The organism is Halopenitus sp. POP-27, from assembly GCF_029889855.1.
Taxonomy (GTDB): domain Archaea; phylum Halobacteriota; class Halobacteria; order Halobacteriales; family Haloferacaceae; genus Halopenitus; species Halopenitus malekzadehii.
On record NZ_JARANU010000002.1, the window covers coordinates 1 to 14,443 of the forward strand.

General features: G+C 54.5%; 18 protein-coding genes. 5 read left to right on the forward strand and 13 right to left on the reverse strand.

Annotation, left to right across the window (positions count from 1 at the left end; all coding sequences use genetic code 11):
* Nucleotides 1-128: 128 nt before the first annotated feature.
* On the forward strand, nucleotides 129-632 hold the full coding sequence (locus tag OQF70_RS01700) for an HPP family protein (protein WP_280535499.1): 504 nt from the start codon (nucleotides 129-131) through the stop codon (nucleotides 630-632).
* Between the two features lie 76 nt (nucleotides 633-708).
* On the opposite strand, the gene OQF70_RS01705 is transcribed toward OQF70_RS01700, so the two are convergent.
* From OQF70_RS01705 to OQF70_RS01725, 5 genes are all read right to left on the reverse strand, one after another.
* The gene (locus tag OQF70_RS01705) at nucleotides 709-837 is read right to left on the reverse strand and encodes a hypothetical protein (protein ID WP_280535500.1); all 129 of its coding nucleotides are present in this window, start codon (nucleotides 835-837) and stop codon (nucleotides 709-711) included.
* Between the two features lie 128 nt (nucleotides 838-965).
* Entirely contained in the window at nucleotides 966-2,321 is a 1,356-nt protein-coding gene (locus OQF70_RS01710) for a PQQ-binding-like beta-propeller repeat protein (RefSeq protein ID WP_280535501.1), read from the reverse strand.
* Nucleotides 2,322-2,399: 78 nt separating this feature from the next.
* On the reverse strand, nucleotides 2,400-2,714 hold the full coding sequence (locus OQF70_RS01715; protein WP_280535502.1) for a hypothetical protein: 315 nt from the start codon (nucleotides 2,712-2,714) through the stop codon (nucleotides 2,400-2,402).
* 115 nt (nucleotides 2,715-2,829) lie between these two features.
* Nucleotides 2,830-3,174, reverse strand: coding sequence for a hypothetical protein (locus OQF70_RS01720; RefSeq protein WP_280535503.1), 345 nt, complete (start codon nucleotides 3,172-3,174; stop codon nucleotides 2,830-2,832).
* 128 nt (nucleotides 3,175-3,302) lie between these two features.
* Nucleotides 3,303-3,464: a hypothetical protein gene (locus OQF70_RS01725; RefSeq protein WP_280535504.1), complete on the reverse strand. Its 162-nt coding sequence runs from the start codon at nucleotides 3,462-3,464 to the stop codon at nucleotides 3,303-3,305.
* A 694-nt stretch (nucleotides 3,465-4,158) separates the two neighbouring features.
* Between OQF70_RS01725 and OQF70_RS01730 the strand changes: the two genes are divergently transcribed.
* The 3 genes from OQF70_RS01730 (at nucleotide 4,159) to OQF70_RS01740 (ending at nucleotide 7,370) form a co-directional block, all read left to right on the forward strand.
* A complete protein-coding gene (locus OQF70_RS01730; RefSeq protein WP_280535505.1) occupies nucleotides 4,159-4,578 on the forward strand; it encodes a hypothetical protein in 420 nt (139 codons plus the stop codon).
* 3 nt (nucleotides 4,579-4,581) lie between these two features.
* Entirely contained in the window at nucleotides 4,582-5,535 is a 954-nt protein-coding gene (locus OQF70_RS01735) for a hypothetical protein (RefSeq protein ID WP_280535506.1), read from the forward strand.
* Between the two features lie 98 nt (nucleotides 5,536-5,633).
* The gene (locus tag OQF70_RS01740) at nucleotides 5,634-7,370 is read left to right on the forward strand and encodes a DUF87 domain-containing protein (RefSeq protein ID WP_280535507.1); all 1,737 of its coding nucleotides are present in this window, start codon (nucleotides 5,634-5,636) and stop codon (nucleotides 7,368-7,370) included.
* A gap of 2 nt (nucleotides 7,371-7,372) precedes the next feature.
* On the opposite strand, the gene OQF70_RS01745 is transcribed toward OQF70_RS01740, so the two are convergent.
* The 4 genes from OQF70_RS01745 to OQF70_RS01760 are packed head-to-tail and all read right to left on the reverse strand — an operon-like array spanning nucleotide 7,373 to nucleotide 9,548.
* Nucleotides 7,373-8,362: an AAA-associated domain-containing protein gene (locus OQF70_RS01745; RefSeq protein WP_280535508.1), complete on the reverse strand. Its 990-nt coding sequence runs from the start codon at nucleotides 8,360-8,362 to the stop codon at nucleotides 7,373-7,375.
* Nucleotides 8,359-8,763 (reverse strand): hypothetical protein, encoded by a 405-nt coding sequence (locus OQF70_RS01750; RefSeq protein ID WP_280535509.1) that lies wholly within the window; start codon nucleotides 8,761-8,763, stop codon nucleotides 8,359-8,361. The genes OQF70_RS01745 and OQF70_RS01750 overlap by 4 nt, the downstream gene beginning before the upstream one ends.
* Entirely contained in the window at nucleotides 8,753-9,154 is a 402-nt protein-coding gene (locus OQF70_RS01755) for a hypothetical protein (protein ID WP_280535510.1), read from the reverse strand. The genes OQF70_RS01750 and OQF70_RS01755 overlap by 11 nt, the downstream gene beginning before the upstream one ends.
* Nucleotides 9,147-9,548, reverse strand: coding sequence for a helix-turn-helix domain-containing protein (locus OQF70_RS01760; RefSeq protein WP_280535511.1), 402 nt, complete (start codon nucleotides 9,546-9,548; stop codon nucleotides 9,147-9,149). Before OQF70_RS01760 ends, OQF70_RS01755 begins: the two co-directional genes overlap by 8 nt.
* A gap of 635 nt (nucleotides 9,549-10,183) precedes the next feature.
* Between OQF70_RS01760 and OQF70_RS01765 the strand changes: the two genes are divergently transcribed.
* Nucleotides 10,184-11,332, forward strand: coding sequence for a hypothetical protein (locus OQF70_RS01765; protein ID WP_280535512.1), 1,149 nt, complete (start codon nucleotides 10,184-10,186; stop codon nucleotides 11,330-11,332).
* Between the two features lie 257 nt (nucleotides 11,333-11,589).
* Here the strand turns inward: OQF70_RS01765 and OQF70_RS01770 are convergent, their stop codons facing one another.
* The 4 genes from OQF70_RS01770 to OQF70_RS01785 form a co-directional block, all read right to left on the reverse strand.
* Nucleotides 11,590-12,282, reverse strand: a complete 693-nt coding sequence (locus OQF70_RS01770; protein ID WP_280535513.1) for a DUF6338 family protein — start codon at nucleotides 12,280-12,282, stop codon at nucleotides 11,590-11,592.
* A 12-nt stretch (nucleotides 12,283-12,294) separates the two neighbouring features.
* The gene (locus OQF70_RS01775; RefSeq protein WP_280535514.1) at nucleotides 12,295-12,663 is read right to left on the reverse strand and encodes a hypothetical protein; all 369 of its coding nucleotides are present in this window, start codon (nucleotides 12,661-12,663) and stop codon (nucleotides 12,295-12,297) included.
* 245 nt (nucleotides 12,664-12,908) lie between these two features.
* Nucleotides 12,909-13,841, reverse strand: coding sequence for a tyrosine-type recombinase/integrase (locus OQF70_RS01780; RefSeq protein ID WP_280535515.1), 933 nt, complete (start codon nucleotides 13,839-13,841; stop codon nucleotides 12,909-12,911).
* A complete protein-coding gene (locus OQF70_RS01785; protein ID WP_280535516.1) occupies nucleotides 13,842-14,342 on the reverse strand; it encodes a hypothetical protein in 501 nt (166 codons plus the stop codon).
* Nucleotides 14,343-14,443 lie beyond the last annotated feature (101 nt).

A 14,443-nucleotide genomic window follows, 5' to 3' on the forward strand; every position in this document is an offset into this window, starting at 1 on the left:
CTTCATACGCGTCTTCTGCCTGTCTCGTGGGCTCGGAGATGTGTTGAAGAGACAGGACGGAGGCTGGGTACTGGGGCCGAGGGCACCGCGATCGGTCCGGTTTTGCCACCGGAGCCGAAACCCCGCCCGTGGTCAGACGCCGCGTCTACACGAGTCTCTACGCCAGCTTCCTCTTTACCGTTCTCGGGAGCGTAGCCTGGGCGACCGGACAGCCGTTCATCTTCCCGAGTCTGGGCCCCACGGCGTTCGTCCTCGCCTTCGACCGCCACGGCGGTCGCGACCGGGCCCGCCGCGTGATCGGGAGCCACCTGATCGGCGCGGTGGCCGGGCTCGGCGCGTACCTCCTCGTTGCCGCCGGGGTGACGCTCGTCGAGTCGCCGGCACCCGCCTCACTCGACGGACTTCGGCTCGCCGCGTCCGGAACGATCTCGATCGCGGCCACGAGCTGGGCGATGATCGCCACCGACACGAACCACGCCCCGGCCTGCGCGACGACGCTCATCGTCTCGCTCGGACTGCTGTCGACCCCGCGAGCCGCCGCGACGATCGTCCTCGCGGTCGTGGTGCTGGTGGCGACACACGAGGTCACGCTCGCGATCGCCGGATCGGTTCGGGCGCGGCTAGTCGGCTAACTGGACCGCAAGGTCGAGAACCGGTTCGGGCATCCGTTCCGGGTCCGGCATCCGTCGACGACGATCGGCGACGGACCTACAGCACGAGCAGCGCGGCCTGATACAGGAACCCGATGCCGAAGACGCCGAGCAGCGCGATCGTCGCGATCACGACGATCGGGGAGAGCAGTTCGTCGTTCTCGACATCGACGATATATCCGTCCATACCTCGCATTTTCGTGCCGATGATAAACCCTTTTCGTCGATCGGTCGGGCCGTGTACCGACGATCGGTCCATCCCTGCCAGCCCTGACGAGTCGTTGACGGCCTCCCTTGCAACTACCCCGTCGGCCGCTATGAGTCGTCGACGAGACAGTAGGCGTGTCCCGGCGCCCGGACGGTCATGGGCTCGTCGTCGTTCCAGTAGCCGGTGATGTCGGCGCGTTCGGCGTAGTAGATCCGGCCGTCGTGGGGCACCGCCGCGCTCGTGACGTGACCGTTGTTCGGGACCGTCCACCGGATCTCGCCGGTGTCCTTCTCGAGCGCGTAGAGGTTCCGGTCGTACGAGCCGACGAGCACCGCGTCGGCCGTGACCGTCACCGACCCGATGACGTGGCCGCCGACGTCCCGGGACCAGACCACGTCGCCCGTCTCCATATCCAGGGCGTGGACGTGCTCGTCGTCGCTGCCCATATAGACGATTCCGGTCTCGGGGTCGATTCCCGGGTTGGACATAATTATCTGCCCGGTTTCGAAGGACCACAGGTCCTCGCCGGTCGCGGTGTCCAGACAGTGGAAGTTCCCGTCCCACGAGCCGACGAACGCGCGACCGTCGTACTGGGGGATCGTTCCCTTGATCTCCGCGCCGGTCTGGAAGGACCACTCGAACGCCAGCGAGGGGAACTCCCAGCAGTAGCAGACGCCGTCGTTCGAGGCCGTGATCAGCCGCTCGTGCTCGGGGTCGATCGAGACGGACGGGTGGGGCATTCCCCACAGCCGGTCGTCACTCCACAGCGGCCGGCCGGTGTCGGCGTCGACCGCCCACAGCGTCCCGGCCGGCGGGTTGTTGTACTCCACGACGACGTAGAGGACCCCGTCCCAGTAGGCCGGGCTGGAACCGATCGCAATCGCGCCGTCGAAGGCCATCCGGGAGGTTCGCCAGACCTGCTCGCCGGTGCCGACGTCGAAGGCGTACAGGTCCCCGTCGTAGCCGCCGATGTAGGCGATCCCGTCGACGATCGCCGGGGTGCCGTGGATCCCGAGCGACGTCGCGCCGGTCCGCTGGGTCCACTGATGCCGCCCCTTCGGGCCGACCGCGTGAACCAATCCCGTATCGGCCGGGATCACGATCGTCTCGCCGTCGGGTGCCGGCCGCGGGCTCGCCTTCGCGGCGGTGTGGCCGATGTAGTTCGTGGGGAACTGCCAGTTGACCGTGACGGAGTCGGGGACGGTCGCGTCGGGGTAATATCCCAGCCGGCGCAGCCCGCGCCGGAACATCGTCACACCATCGTCGTCGGGGTACGTGCGATCGCCCGGCAGCGGCTCGGGGTCGAAGTCGGCCTGCGATCGATCGAGGGTGGAGTGACCCCAGCCGTCGAGGCAGCCGGCCGCGCCGGTCGCCGCCGCGGCCGAGGCGACGCCGGCGAGATACCGGCGACGGGAGGGAGTCAACGTGCCGTCGCGAGCGGAATCGTCTGGCGGGTTCGACATCGGGTCGGTTTCACTCGCTGGCACTGGGGTATAGCTGTTGTGTTCGTCGCAACCGCGTGTGGTCGCCGAAACCGCGGATCACTCCGCGAGCAGTCGGTCGCGAACCGCCGCGGCCGTCTCCGGCCAGTCGTCCGCGAGGTCGGGAAGCGCCTCCCGGACCGCCGATCGGTGAGACCGGATCCACGACTCCTCCTTGTCCATCTCCAGGCGCCACTCAGCCAGCGAGTCGATCGCGAAGTCGGCGGCCGTGTACGTCTCGCCGCCGACGCGGACCTGCTCGTGCAGATCCCCGCAGTCGCGACAGCGGAGCGCGGAGACGACGAAGTAGCGTTCGAGGCGGTCGTGAACGGTGCCGTCGTCGTGTGTGTCGTCGGTATGTGTTGCAGGACACATCGAGACGCAATGTGTCGCTATCGGTGATAAACCGTCGCGCCGCAGGGGCCGGAGGCGATCACGGTTGAACGAGCACGCGTCAGCGATCGATCCGGTTAGGTGCGGTCTGGCTCGGTCAGGCGCCCGGCACGCCAAAGGCGCCGATCCCGAGACTGAACAGGCCGTTGAGCACGAGCAGGATGACGAGCGCGGCGATCCAGGCCACGATCCCGATGATCGCCGCCTTTGTCCAGCCGCCGGGATAGCGCCAGTTGATGACGGCGACCCAGACGACGAGGGCGATGAGCGGTCCGATGAGCGGGACCCAGGACGTGAGCGCCCACGCGATCGCGCCGATCAGGGCGGTGATAACCGCGTGGGAGTAGTCGTCGACGTCGACGACGACCCGCGCGCCGGCGTAGATGGCCAGGCCGCCGACGAGTAGTGCCACAACGAAGCTGACGATCGATCCGAGTACCATAGGCCGACGGTTTCGACCGACGCCGTATATATCGTTCGGCGTAGATGTTGGATTAAAAACACGATCGGCGCGAAGGGCGCGGAGAGCGCGATCGGCGCCACGTCACGCTCGAACACGATCGACGTCGATCACTCCCGAGCGTGACCGCGATCGGTCGCGACCGGAGCCAGTGATCGCGCGCTGGCCCGGAGCTGTTCGGGCGAGCAGCCGCCCACGGTTGCGGCCTGCTCGAGCGAGATCGTCCGGGATCGATAGAGCGTCACGGCGGTGGCAACAGCGTGTGTGGTCATCGGTGGACGATCAGATGTTCGAGTACGTTTGTATAACTATTCCGGTTTAGAAAACACTAATAAACACTATAAACCGTATAAGTAGTTTGAATGGGTACGAATACACTACTTCTCTGATCGAACTTCCATATATTTTTGCGGCCGTATCCACGATCGTGGTGGCGACCCGATCGACGCTCGATGGCGGTATTGAAAAGGGACGCCGACGTACGTCGACCTGGCCGATGACGATCGACCGCTCCGAGCCGGCTCGGCACCGGCGACGACGAGCCCTATGAGTGCCGATTGGCCCGCTGCTAATAGCAGCGCTACCTTTTATAGACAAATGAGGACATCTAAGGACATTAGAGAGGTTATGATACGAATTTCGACGGTGGCTTATTAGCTGCCTATGCAAAGGTTCAGCCCTATGTTGACCCAGGGCAACCAAACTAACATTAAGGATCCAAACGACCCTTCTACTTCGCTCTCGCAAGATCATTCCATTTCTGAGTCTCCTCTAATTCGTTTCGAATATAGGATTAGAAATCAGATCATGGTTTCTCCAAGGCGAGTGGGTGGTCTGTATGCCGTCTCATGTAAACTGATGTCAGATGAACGTTTCTCTGGTAGGGAATTATGCTCAGATATTGAATAGGATTATCCTAACTCTGGGGGAAAGAGTAATTTTATTAGAGTAAGACTCACGGCGTATATGAGTTCAGATGACCAATCTGACAATGAATCCGATCCGCTCGAAGACCTATACGTCGATGCCAATAATATCGACCAACAACGAATCCGAGATGCACTTACCGACCTGATCGCAATCGATCGTGAGACTGGAAACCCTCGGTTCTATCAAGGGTTCGATGAGCTGGATACAAAACGGAGATTCACCGCAGTACTTCTCTACCGACGAGCACTTGCAGCTCTTGACGATCTCGAAGATGACGAAGGGATTGGAAAGGGATCTGGCTACTTTGCTGATCTGCTCGACGTGGATGACAGTACAATCCGCCATAATGTGGGCGATCTTGATTTCGTCACAAATGAAGACGAACAAGGAGGATATCATATACCCGCTCACGACATTAAGCGAGCGGTAGATTACCTGCAGGAGGATAGTTCATAATGTATGAGGTTTGATAGTGCACCTGGAGATGCGTCAGTAGAAAATCTCCTTGAGTTGTGTGAGGTATTTCGGGAAGGTGATCTTTCTCGTAAAGAACTCTATGAGGCGGTAGATCAGGGTGAAACCTTGGTTCGAGATAATATCCGGTATGGTGTAGGGCTGGGATTTTTAGAAGAATCGGAAGAAGGTGTTTCTGCGACTTCACGTGGTATTGAAGCTAGCTATAACAAAGATGATCCTGAAGAGTTAGCGGAGCAATTTCAAGCCGGTTTTCGTGATTATCGATTATACAATGTTGTTCTCGAAGATCTAGTCGATGATGGGGTAGCGCAAAAAGGAGAGATCACAAAGAGCGATGTATTGCAGGTATTCCGGACGTCAGTAGGTTTAGAGGGTAGTGAGAACACGTTGGGCTCTGCTGCGACTACATTTATCAACACGTTGGAGGCAGCCGGATTAGGTAACTATATTGTTGGGAGAGGAGGCAAGGAGACCCGCGTTGAACTCGATGAAGAGTTTGAGGTTCTCGTAGAACAGGTCATTGAAGATGACCAGGCGGAAGAGGAGGCGAATCGACAGGGTGTACCAGAAGGGGATCAGGGAGGGGTTGACTATTCAGACCAAGCTACTGCAGAGAACATCAAGCGTCAAGCTTCAGAGCCAGATAGCTCCTTTCAGATTCGTTTAGAGTTGTCTGGTGAGGAAGATCCTACGAAAGTTGAAAAATTGATTGTAGGGATCCGGCGAGGTCTTGCTCAAGAGATCGATGTATCTGACGTTAACCCGACTTCTGAGAACTCTGTAGGGGAAATAGAAGATTCTCAAGATGGTCCAGAAAGGGAAATAAAATCTTCTAAAGATCAGGATCAGGGGGAGGCTGAAGAGGAGGATGATGAATCGTCTGATAGTTCTTTAGACACTTTCATGAATTCTAAATCAGAGCCACCCAAAGAATGAATGTGATTTACCCGGAACCGGTTTTAAGTACCATCAATATGACAGAAAGACGATAAATTTATGTGCGCTGAAGATTTACCGTATATAGAGCCTGGCCTATGTCCCACAAGGCCGAACCCCGGAGCCAATCCACAAGCTCCAAAGATACTATCGAAATCAACGACGCCGGTGATTCCCTCCCAGTCGTAGAAGTACTGACCGGTAGAGGAGTAGTTCTGGGGAAATCAGGCAGCGGGAAGAGCAACACCGCAAGCGTCGTTGTAGAAGAACTGCTTGACGATGGTTACCCCGTCCTCATTGTTGACGTTGATGGAGAATACTTCGGACTAAAGGAAGAGTACGAACTGCTTCATCTGGGCGCGGACGAAGAATGCGACTTAGCTGTCGGACCAGAACATGCCGAGAAAATCGCTGAACTAACTCTTGAGCAAAATATCCCCGTCATCCTCGATGTCTCTGGCTACCTCGATAAAGAGGAACAGAGGGAACTAATCAAGGAAGTGGGCCGCCACCTTTTCGCCAAAGAAAAAAAACTGAAGAAACCCTTCCTGATGCTTGTTGAGGAAGTCCACGAGTACATCCCCGAATCCGGATTGGATGACGTAGGCCGGATGCTAATCAAAATCGCAAAACGTGGACGAAAACACGGTCTCGGACTCTGCGGGATCTCTCAACGCCCTGCTGACGTCAAGAAAGATTTTATCACTCAGTGCGACTGGCATATTTGGCACCGCCTCACCTGGGATAACGATACCAAGGTTGTCCGCAGAGTTCTTGGGTCTGAATACGCAGACGCTGTCCAAGACTTGGATGACGGTGAAGCATTTCTACATACTGATTGGGACGACCAGATTCACCGAGTTCAGTTCCGTCGCAAACATACTTTTGACGCAGGCGCAACTCCAAGACTCGAAGAGATCGAACGACCTGACCTAAAATCAGTTAGCGAGGACATCGTTTCCGAACTTGAAACGATTTCTGAACGCCAGAAGGCTGAGGCGAATGAAATTAAACGACTTCGTTCGCAACTCGAAGAACGGGAAGAGAAGATTGACGATCTTGAGGAAGAATTAGAGAAGGCCCGTGATGTGAGTGAGTTGGCGGAACGGTTTACTGATGCTCTCGCACAAAGCGACTCCAGCAGCACTTCCACTAAGAATATTGAAGAAACGGTTGAAGAGATTCGGAAGGAGAAGAACGAGGAGATTCGATCGCTTCGCCAAGAAAATCAACAGCTGCGAGAAGAGAACAAGGAGCTGCGTAGCAGAGTCGAAGAGTTAGAGGAAGCAGCGAACCAGGCAGAACGCTTGGAGAGTCTTAACGAGAATATCGACGAGGTGGCAGAGGCTTATACCCGTATGGGCGAGGCACTAGGCCTTGACCCGCAACAAGAAGAAGTGGATCGCCTCCGTCAACGCGTTGAATCACTACAGGAGACGGTAGGGGAACTCCGAGAAAAAGAAGATACAGATTCAAAATTGGATACAGAGACTGAAATCACCACGTATCGAGAGTTCCTAGAAGACGAGGCAGTTCAAGACGCGATAAACGCTGCAAAGACAGATGCCTCCTCACCACGGTATGTAGAAGGGGTTATTACCGCAATTATGGCTGAAAATCAGCCTGTCACTTACGACGAAATTGCCGACGAACTCGGCATCAATTCTACTGGGCACGTAGCATCAGCAGTCAATGCGCTCTACGAACGAGATATTGTGACGAAATCAAAGGATGGCCGCGTAAACAAAGTTGATCTCAATATCAACGAGCTGGAGGAGATACGTGCCACTGCTCAGCGTCGTGCAACCTCGCAGGAACTGATGAGCAGTATCTAAACTTACGGAGCAGCCAACTCGCTCGCTTCGAAATTCTCGGTCGGCTCCAAGTATCCCGGCGTTCGCTCTTCAAAGAGTCCCGTGAATAACAGCCAGGAATAGACCCTTTTCGCACGCGTTTGGACGGTGACCTCACTCCAGCCCTTGAGATAATCCTCTGACACCTGCTCCATAACCTCTTGATTTTTGAACTCACCCTCTGGCACTCTCTCACAATAGGCTTGAACCAGAGGTAGCTCTAAAAGAGCTTCCCGGAGAATCCGCTTCCGATTCCCCACACTCGCCTGCTGAAGCTCTTTACCCCGATTAGTTAACTCCGGCTCATTGCGAGTTGACTCTGCGATTCCCAACCCGTAGCAGGTGGAAAGAATTTTCGAGACTTCCCGGTCTGAGTATTCGGCTCGTTCTTGGAGTTCTTCACGTGACTCTACTTGAGCGAGTTGTGGAAGAATCTCGAATACCTTCTCTGGTCGTACATCAGGACTATTAGCTCCTCTTGGATTGTCCAAAGGCCCCTCTTTTTCTGCAGTGTTCTCGATACTCCCTGCTGCTACCAAGCCATTTGAGTAGGAGCCCAAACCGAGGTAATCTATCCATTGGCCATACACTCGACCATAATTTTTGAAAGTGCTTTCAGCCGCAGCGTTTGAACCCGTATTAAAACTGATTAGACGGCCAATCTCTTCGACATCTACGGGTTCTTCTTCTATCCGATCTAGAACTTCCTGTACTCCTGGAAGTTCGGTAAATGCATCTTCTAGAGGGGTGGTGTCGTCCAACTGTACAACCCTCCGTGCATCCTCCGATACCGAGAGTTGGTAGTCGTCACGTTCAATTAAACCGAGAACCACGGGGTCATGCACTTTGTTTGACGTTGTTTTAGGCGTATAGCCAAGTAGATCAGCAAGATCTTCAATCGTAGATGCGCCGCTGGTAGCTTTTCGCAAAACTTCATCGGTATGATCCGGAGGATAGTAAAGGCGATCTGTCATACGTCGCTACCTCCGACGGCCCCCTCAATCTCATCCAGAGCATCGGGAAGGTTCTCAGCGATCAGCCGATGTTCGCTCTGCCCCTCCTTCTTGACATAACCCTCATCGCGGAGTTCCTGCAGATAGTTCCGAATTGTTCGATCACTTTTATCGATCCGGTCATAGAAGAAGGATGTCTCGAGAGCATCGCTCTCAGCTAGTTCACCCTCGTAAGCAAACCGCTGTCCGATCAAATAAATCAATATCTGTAGTTTAGCCTCGATATCACGGTACTGTCCCTCCAAATTGATCGTTCCGTCCTCGTGAAGTCTGAACAGCTTCTCTACTCGCTCAAAGTTCGATTCTAGGATGGTTTCGTGGTCAGTAACCATCCGATCCTGAATTTTATCCTTAAGCCCCATTGTTGAGCTCCTCCTCGACGATTTCTAACGCGGTAGCTGTAAGCCGCCACAACTGAGTTTGACCGTTCGTTCCGTCCCGAAGCAACCAATCTCGACCTTCCATGCGGCCGAGTACATCACTCATGTTACTGGCCGGCTTCACACGGCATTCTCGATACCCGTCTTCGATATCGCTAACAGTGAACTTCTCTTTGTCACGGTACGTCTCGAGATAATACGCTATGCTAAGCGATCTCTCGGTATGACTGGATGGGTCGAACGATTCGACAAACTCGCGGATTCCTTCGGCAGCCTCTGGCTCTTCGTCACCGTTCAGACGGCGTTCCAGTTCAGTTACTCGCTCCTGAAGCTGGTTCATCTGAGATCGAAGCTCTTCGACCTCGTCACTCATTGTTCTCGCCTCCGTCGATGTATTCGCGTGCTTCTTGGAGGCCGTGAGCCGGGATCCGGTAACTTCCATCGTCGTCTTCGACGATTCCATCGTTATCGAGTTCACGGACCGTCGGATATATCGTACCTTTCTTGACACCACTCTGATCGCTGATTTCGGTCGGTGTCATCCACTCGGTCTCGACCATATCGAGTTCGTGTCGTGCGCGTTGTGAAAGCAACACGATGACAACCTTTTCTTTTGCCGTGAGTACCCGAAAGGATTGTTGTGGAATAAGGTCGCCACTTTGTTTGCCAATTCGGATGTAATCAGCGAGAAGATCGTGGAGGATCTCTTCACTGATCTCCTGCTCGTCTACGAGCAGATTTTCGAGGGTTCGCTGTTTCTCGGACATGCTGCATTCCCACCAATGTATTCCGGACATATAATTTTTTGGTATGCTTGCCTCTTTCTGTCCCCTACACCAATCTTGGCAATGTAACGGTATATAAGGAATGCCACCATTCCAAAGAGAAGATAGATTACCAAGCCTCCGTAGGTCAAATATCCGCCGATTCTTTAAGTCAAAAGAGTAATTTCAGCGGTATGCTTGTATTCATTCTCGTACTTTCTTATCGGTGGCATAGGTCGCTTTGTATATGGCCTGGATCATTCTACCGGATTTTACTGGGAGTGAATTTACCGAACAGAGTTCGTTGCGTAAAGATATACTACCTCAGTTAAACGAATTTGACAGAACTCTTCCAAAATCGATCTATTTGATTTTATGTCATATAATTGAATGGTGAATCGTGTATACGGGTTTAAAAAAGGTGTTGTACTACGATCAAGGAATACGCCAACTCGTTAAAAACCCCAAAAATACCCGACAGAGTGACAGGAAGCTGCAATTTGACTCTTCTCTACCACTCAGGATATCGAGATATATCACAAATCTAGTGGTTGAACACACTCCAGATATTGTTCTCGAACTTCGCACCGGTCTCATCGTCGTGGCCTACAAGTAGTGAACAAGATAACTCGAAGGAAATGACATCAGGCGATTCCTCCCGCCGTCCGGTAACTGGCAAAAACACCGAGTGGATGATCCCCTCAGATCAGATGATTATCCGCCGCTACAAGACCCTCCGATACTTCGCCGACACACTTGAAAACGGATTCCGCGCCGGCCAAGCCGAGGGGTACGAAGAACGCGAAGGACAGGCCTCTGAGCCAGCCCGTGAACACGAGAGGCGGCGCTCGGAGCGAACTGAGTCGATGATACTCAGCAACGGCGAGGAGATGGATCTTGCCAGCGGAATCGAACAGGCGCGTGAAGCTGCCCGTGAGAATTACTACGCGAGCTGTTGGCGGCTCGGAACAGATGAGGACCCAGAGATTTGGGATACGTACGCGGATGGACGGGGGGTAGCGATCGAGACCACGTATAGACAGATGGAGGAGTTCCTCGCGCCCGATCAAGAGGACCTGTATATGGGTATCGTCCGGTACCTGGATTACGAGGAGGATATTACGCCAACAGGGATTCCGTACGTCCTGTACTTCTACAAACATCGAACGTTTGACAGTGAGCAGGAGTTCCGGGTACTCACTAATCGGGGGGGCAATCCGATAATTCGGACGGACGGCCAAGAGATGCCACCTGAAAGCAGGCCGGACAATCCGTCCCATGTCAACCTGTCTGCGGATATGGATGCCTTGATCAATCGCGTCATCCTTTCGCCTGGAACTGATGATGACCTCCGGGCCCAGGTTGAGGAGGCGTTAGATGAACACGGTGTGTCGGCGCCGGTGGTGCCGTCTCGACTGGATGATGCGGCCGCTCATCACGAGACATATGATGCCGAACTTGGTGGGGCGGCTAACTACGAGGCCAGCGAAGAGTACCTAGAAGATTTGATCGACCGCTTTGTTGAGGAGACGGACTGGGAGGTCTGGAATACTGTGGATGTCATCCAGCTCAATCAGCGTGAGAGACTGCATCCACGCACGGTCTTCGTTGAGTGCTTCCGGTATGTGGACGATCCACCAGAGCGGTCGGAGTACGGTCAGGAGCATCTGAACTACGAGGTCCGGGCACACCGGGTCGTTGACGGTGAGTACCAGGATACGTTTCTGAACGATACAGCAGAAGCGACAGATGAGGAATTGTCTGAAGCGGAAGAGTCGTCTGAGTGACTATTTGAGCGATCTACGGGAGAGGTTCCACAGGAACCGAGGGGTTCAATACTCCGAACGTTCGGAAATCGAAATTGGTCGACCAATATGACCCGGACAAGTTTTGTACCATTGTCTTTTTTAACCCAATAGTGTGGCGAACATTGAGATCGTGAATGTCGTCGGCTGGATTTCCTATCAGCAGGAACTCGATCTTGCGGAGCTAGCGGAGACACTCTCTCATCGTGAAGAAATCACTGAAGTCAAATACGATCCCGCTAAGAATCCCTGGGATCGAGCCAGCTCCCAAACGCAACCAGTCCACCCCAGACCCGTTCTCGGATAGAGAGGATCTGGTCGTGCTTCAACACGGTGATACGCTGAATATCATCCTCTAGGAAGAGCTGCTCCAGTCCGCCGACTTCCTCAAACTCCTTCGTGTTCTCGTTGTACCGATCCGGATCGCTAATCCGGAGTTCCTTCTGCTGACCGGCACGGCTCCATCCGCTGACATCGCCGATGTACAGCTGGTTATCACTGGTCTTGACCATCACCTGGTCGGCGTGTTTGAGGTAGTCCTCCCACGGCTGTTGCCGGGAGTACGAAATCTGCATTTTTGACTGGAGGATGCCCCGCAGAATCCCCGGGAGATCGATGAGAATGGCCGCTGCATAGAGCACGCCGACGAACAGGGATACCGCGAAGATGACGAGGATGTAATCTATGCGGAAGGCGGGATCGAATAGGATGCCTTGGAACTGGGAGAACGAGGTGATGGGCTCGACGAATTGTTGATAGGCGCCGATGAACAGGGCGTCGATCAGGAGGCTGGAGACGAGACTCCATATGAGCAGGACGAACTGTTTGATGTCGTCCTCGATCGCGGCCAGGGAGACGGCTGTCATGACGGCGACGAAGCCGGGGGCTATGAGGACGGCGTAGAAGATCGGGCTTCCCGGCAGGCTCGCCATAGGTGGTCTGGGTTACTCGCTGCTCTCGGAGCTACTGGACGTGTCGGATTGGTCTCCGCTGGAGTTTGCGGGGGCATCCGGGTCGACGCTGCTGGGGATGGAGATGTCTTCGGCCGAGGGGGTCTCGTTGCCGCCGGAGGGGTTCTTGTCGGCGCTTTTCTCTTGCGTTTCCCAGTCCGAGCTGCTCGTGTTTTTTATGCCTGCATTCTCGCGGCGTGTGGTCTCGCCGTTGCCGGATTTTTGAGCGCTGTTGGCAGCTTGGAAGCGTTCTCCGTCAGCACTCCGGTTTTTGTTGGCGGCAAGTGCGTCGCGGCCAGTGTCGCCGGAGGACGTGTCGTTCGAGGAGTCGTTGCTGGAGTCGCTGCCTGAATCGTCGCTCATATATCGTTTATATGGGTAAATGCACTAAAGTCGTCGCCAAGCGTGGTGAAAGTATAGCTATTTGGTTACTATGGCAGCGTGAGGGTGACGAACTCGAACCCGATCAGGAAGGTCAGTGTGACTGAGCCGGTGTGGAGGTAGTTGAGACCGAGGGCAACGACCGCGGTCATAATAAATGTTACATATTCTGCGAAGAGCGAAGTCCGCAGCCTGTACCGTTGCCATGGAAAATGAGTGAATTTCGGTTACGAATCGAGGGGTTTGATACAGTCAAGATACTGCTCTCTCACCTCCTCACGGTCAACCTTCGTGTAGATATCCATCGTCTCGGATTCTGCATCGCCTCTGATATACTGGAGAATCCTGTCGTCCATTCCCTGCCGCCGCATCAATGTCGTGAACACCGTCCGGAATGTATGTGGCGTGAACTTTCGCTCGAACCGTGTCTCACCCTCGTCCATCACTTCGCTCTCGATTGCGGCTTCTCGGATACTACGTCGGAGTTGTTCACGACCCACCCGATTGCCTCGCATGCTCACGAACAAATAATCATCCTCGTCGTCTCCTCGGACCAACTGTGAACGGCGGATCGCTCGAACAGTTTCCTCGTCAACTGGAACGACAGTCTGTTTGCCACCTTTCCGTTGCGTGAGCCGAATGAAGCCATCCTCGAGCATCAAACCATCCAACTTGACCTCCAACGCCTCCGTAAGCCGACAGCCCGTTTTCGCCATGAGCATCGCTATGGCTCTATCCCTCGGCTTCGAGATCGACTGCACGATTTTCTTCGCATTTTCCCACGTCGCACAGTCCGGCCGAGAACGGATTTCCTTGGGTATCTCCTCCAGCACCACGGCAGCCGGATTACCTGTAATCTCCTCGAAGCGAGGCCGCTTCATTGCGTAACTAAAGAAGGCGGATAGACTCTCCAGATACCGACGCTTCGTATTCCGACTGAGTTCGCGGTCGTTCAGGATACGCATATACTCCTCGATATCCCTAACCGTGGTATCAGCCGGTGTCCTGTCCGGGAAGTGCTCGTGGTAGAACTTCTTGAGCACTCGACTATAGGCGTTCAGCGTCCGTGGACTTCGGCCCGTGGTTTCCTTCTGTTCGAGAAACTGATTAATCTCCTCGTGCTTGTTCCTGAATACCTTCTTCTCCCATTCGTTGGGCATCTATGCATCACCCTCCGGAACGTGGCGCCATCCGTGGCCCATCTGGTACTGTGCCCTATCCGTGTCAATGAGGTCATACAGGATTGCCTCGACCTCTTTTCTAACGTAATCCGATACGCGGTCTGATTGGAGCACGGACGCGACAAGGTCGTCGAGAGAGCGATAATTCTCGTCAAGTTCCCCCATTACGACATCCGGAGTGACTAGTTCGGTGTCTGATTCTGAACTCTTCTTGAGCCGTCCGATCTCATCATGGAGTTCGTCTATTCGTTCTCTCAGCTCTTCTTCCTCCCCCGAGTGACCAGATTCGGTAAAGAAGTCGTCTTCGCGTGCCCTACGTGCCTCCATGATGAGTTCATAGAGGTACTTGCTCCGACTGGAGTACCCCTTCTCTTCGGCTTCTCGTGTCCATTCATCCTTGTGTCTACATTTACAGTAAATGATAACTTGGTCCGTATCCTCTGCGAGTCCGATTTGTTCTTTCCAGCCTTTGTCTGCCATGTGTGTCGATTTCATCGGTTGATTTCATACTATTCTATTTAATATCAGAATTTTTATATCTAAGGTTGGTTCTAACTTGAATGAGTGCCGAGGCCACTCCC

Bases quoted from the DNA above. Each gene is read 5' to 3' on its own strand.
- OQF70_RS01705 (WP_280535500.1), bottom strand. From the start codon at position 837: ATGGACGGATATATCGTCGATGTCGAGAACGACGAACTGCTCTCCCCG.
- OQF70_RS01710 (WP_280535501.1), bottom strand. From the start codon at position 2,321: ATGTCGAACCCGCCAGACGATTCCGCTCGCGACGGCACGTTGACTCCC.
- OQF70_RS01715 (WP_280535502.1), bottom strand. From the start codon at position 2,714: ATGTGTCCTGCAACACATACCGACGACACACACGACGACGGCACCGTT.
- OQF70_RS01720 (WP_280535503.1), bottom strand. From the start codon at position 3,174: ATGGTACTCGGATCGATCGTCAGCTTCGTTGTGGCACTACTCGTCGGC.
- OQF70_RS01725 (WP_280535504.1), bottom strand. From the start codon at position 3,464: ATGACCACACACGCTGTTGCCACCGCCGTGACGCTCTATCGATCCCGG.
- OQF70_RS01730 (WP_280535505.1), top strand. From the start codon at position 4,159: ATGAGTTCAGATGACCAATCTGACAATGAATCCGATCCGCTCGAAGAC.
- OQF70_RS01735 (WP_280535506.1), top strand. From the start codon at position 4,582: ATGAGGTTTGATAGTGCACCTGGAGATGCGTCAGTAGAAAATCTCCTT.
- OQF70_RS01740 (WP_280535507.1), top strand. From the start codon at position 5,634: ATGTCCCACAAGGCCGAACCCCGGAGCCAATCCACAAGCTCCAAAGAT.
- OQF70_RS01745 (WP_280535508.1), bottom strand. From the start codon at position 8,362: ATGACAGATCGCCTTTACTATCCTCCGGATCATACCGATGAAGTTTTG.
- OQF70_RS01750 (WP_280535509.1), bottom strand. From the start codon at position 8,763: ATGGGGCTTAAGGATAAAATTCAGGATCGGATGGTTACTGACCACGAA.
- OQF70_RS01755 (WP_280535510.1), bottom strand. From the start codon at position 9,154: ATGAGTGACGAGGTCGAAGAGCTTCGATCTCAGATGAACCAGCTTCAG.
- OQF70_RS01760 (WP_280535511.1), bottom strand. From the start codon at position 9,548: ATGTCCGAGAAACAGCGAACCCTCGAAAATCTGCTCGTAGACGAGCAG.
- OQF70_RS01765 (WP_280535512.1), top strand. From the start codon at position 10,184: ATGACATCAGGCGATTCCTCCCGCCGTCCGGTAACTGGCAAAAACACC.
- OQF70_RS01770 (WP_280535513.1), bottom strand. From the start codon at position 12,282: ATGGCGAGCCTGCCGGGAAGCCCGATCTTCTACGCCGTCCTCATAGCC.
- OQF70_RS01775 (WP_280535514.1), bottom strand. From the start codon at position 12,663: ATGAGCGACGATTCAGGCAGCGACTCCAGCAACGACTCCTCGAACGAC.
- OQF70_RS01780 (WP_280535515.1), bottom strand. From the start codon at position 13,841: ATGCCCAACGAATGGGAGAAGAAGGTATTCAGGAACAAGCACGAGGAG.
- OQF70_RS01785 (WP_280535516.1), bottom strand. From the start codon at position 14,342: ATGGCAGACAAAGGCTGGAAAGAACAAATCGGACTCGCAGAGGATACG.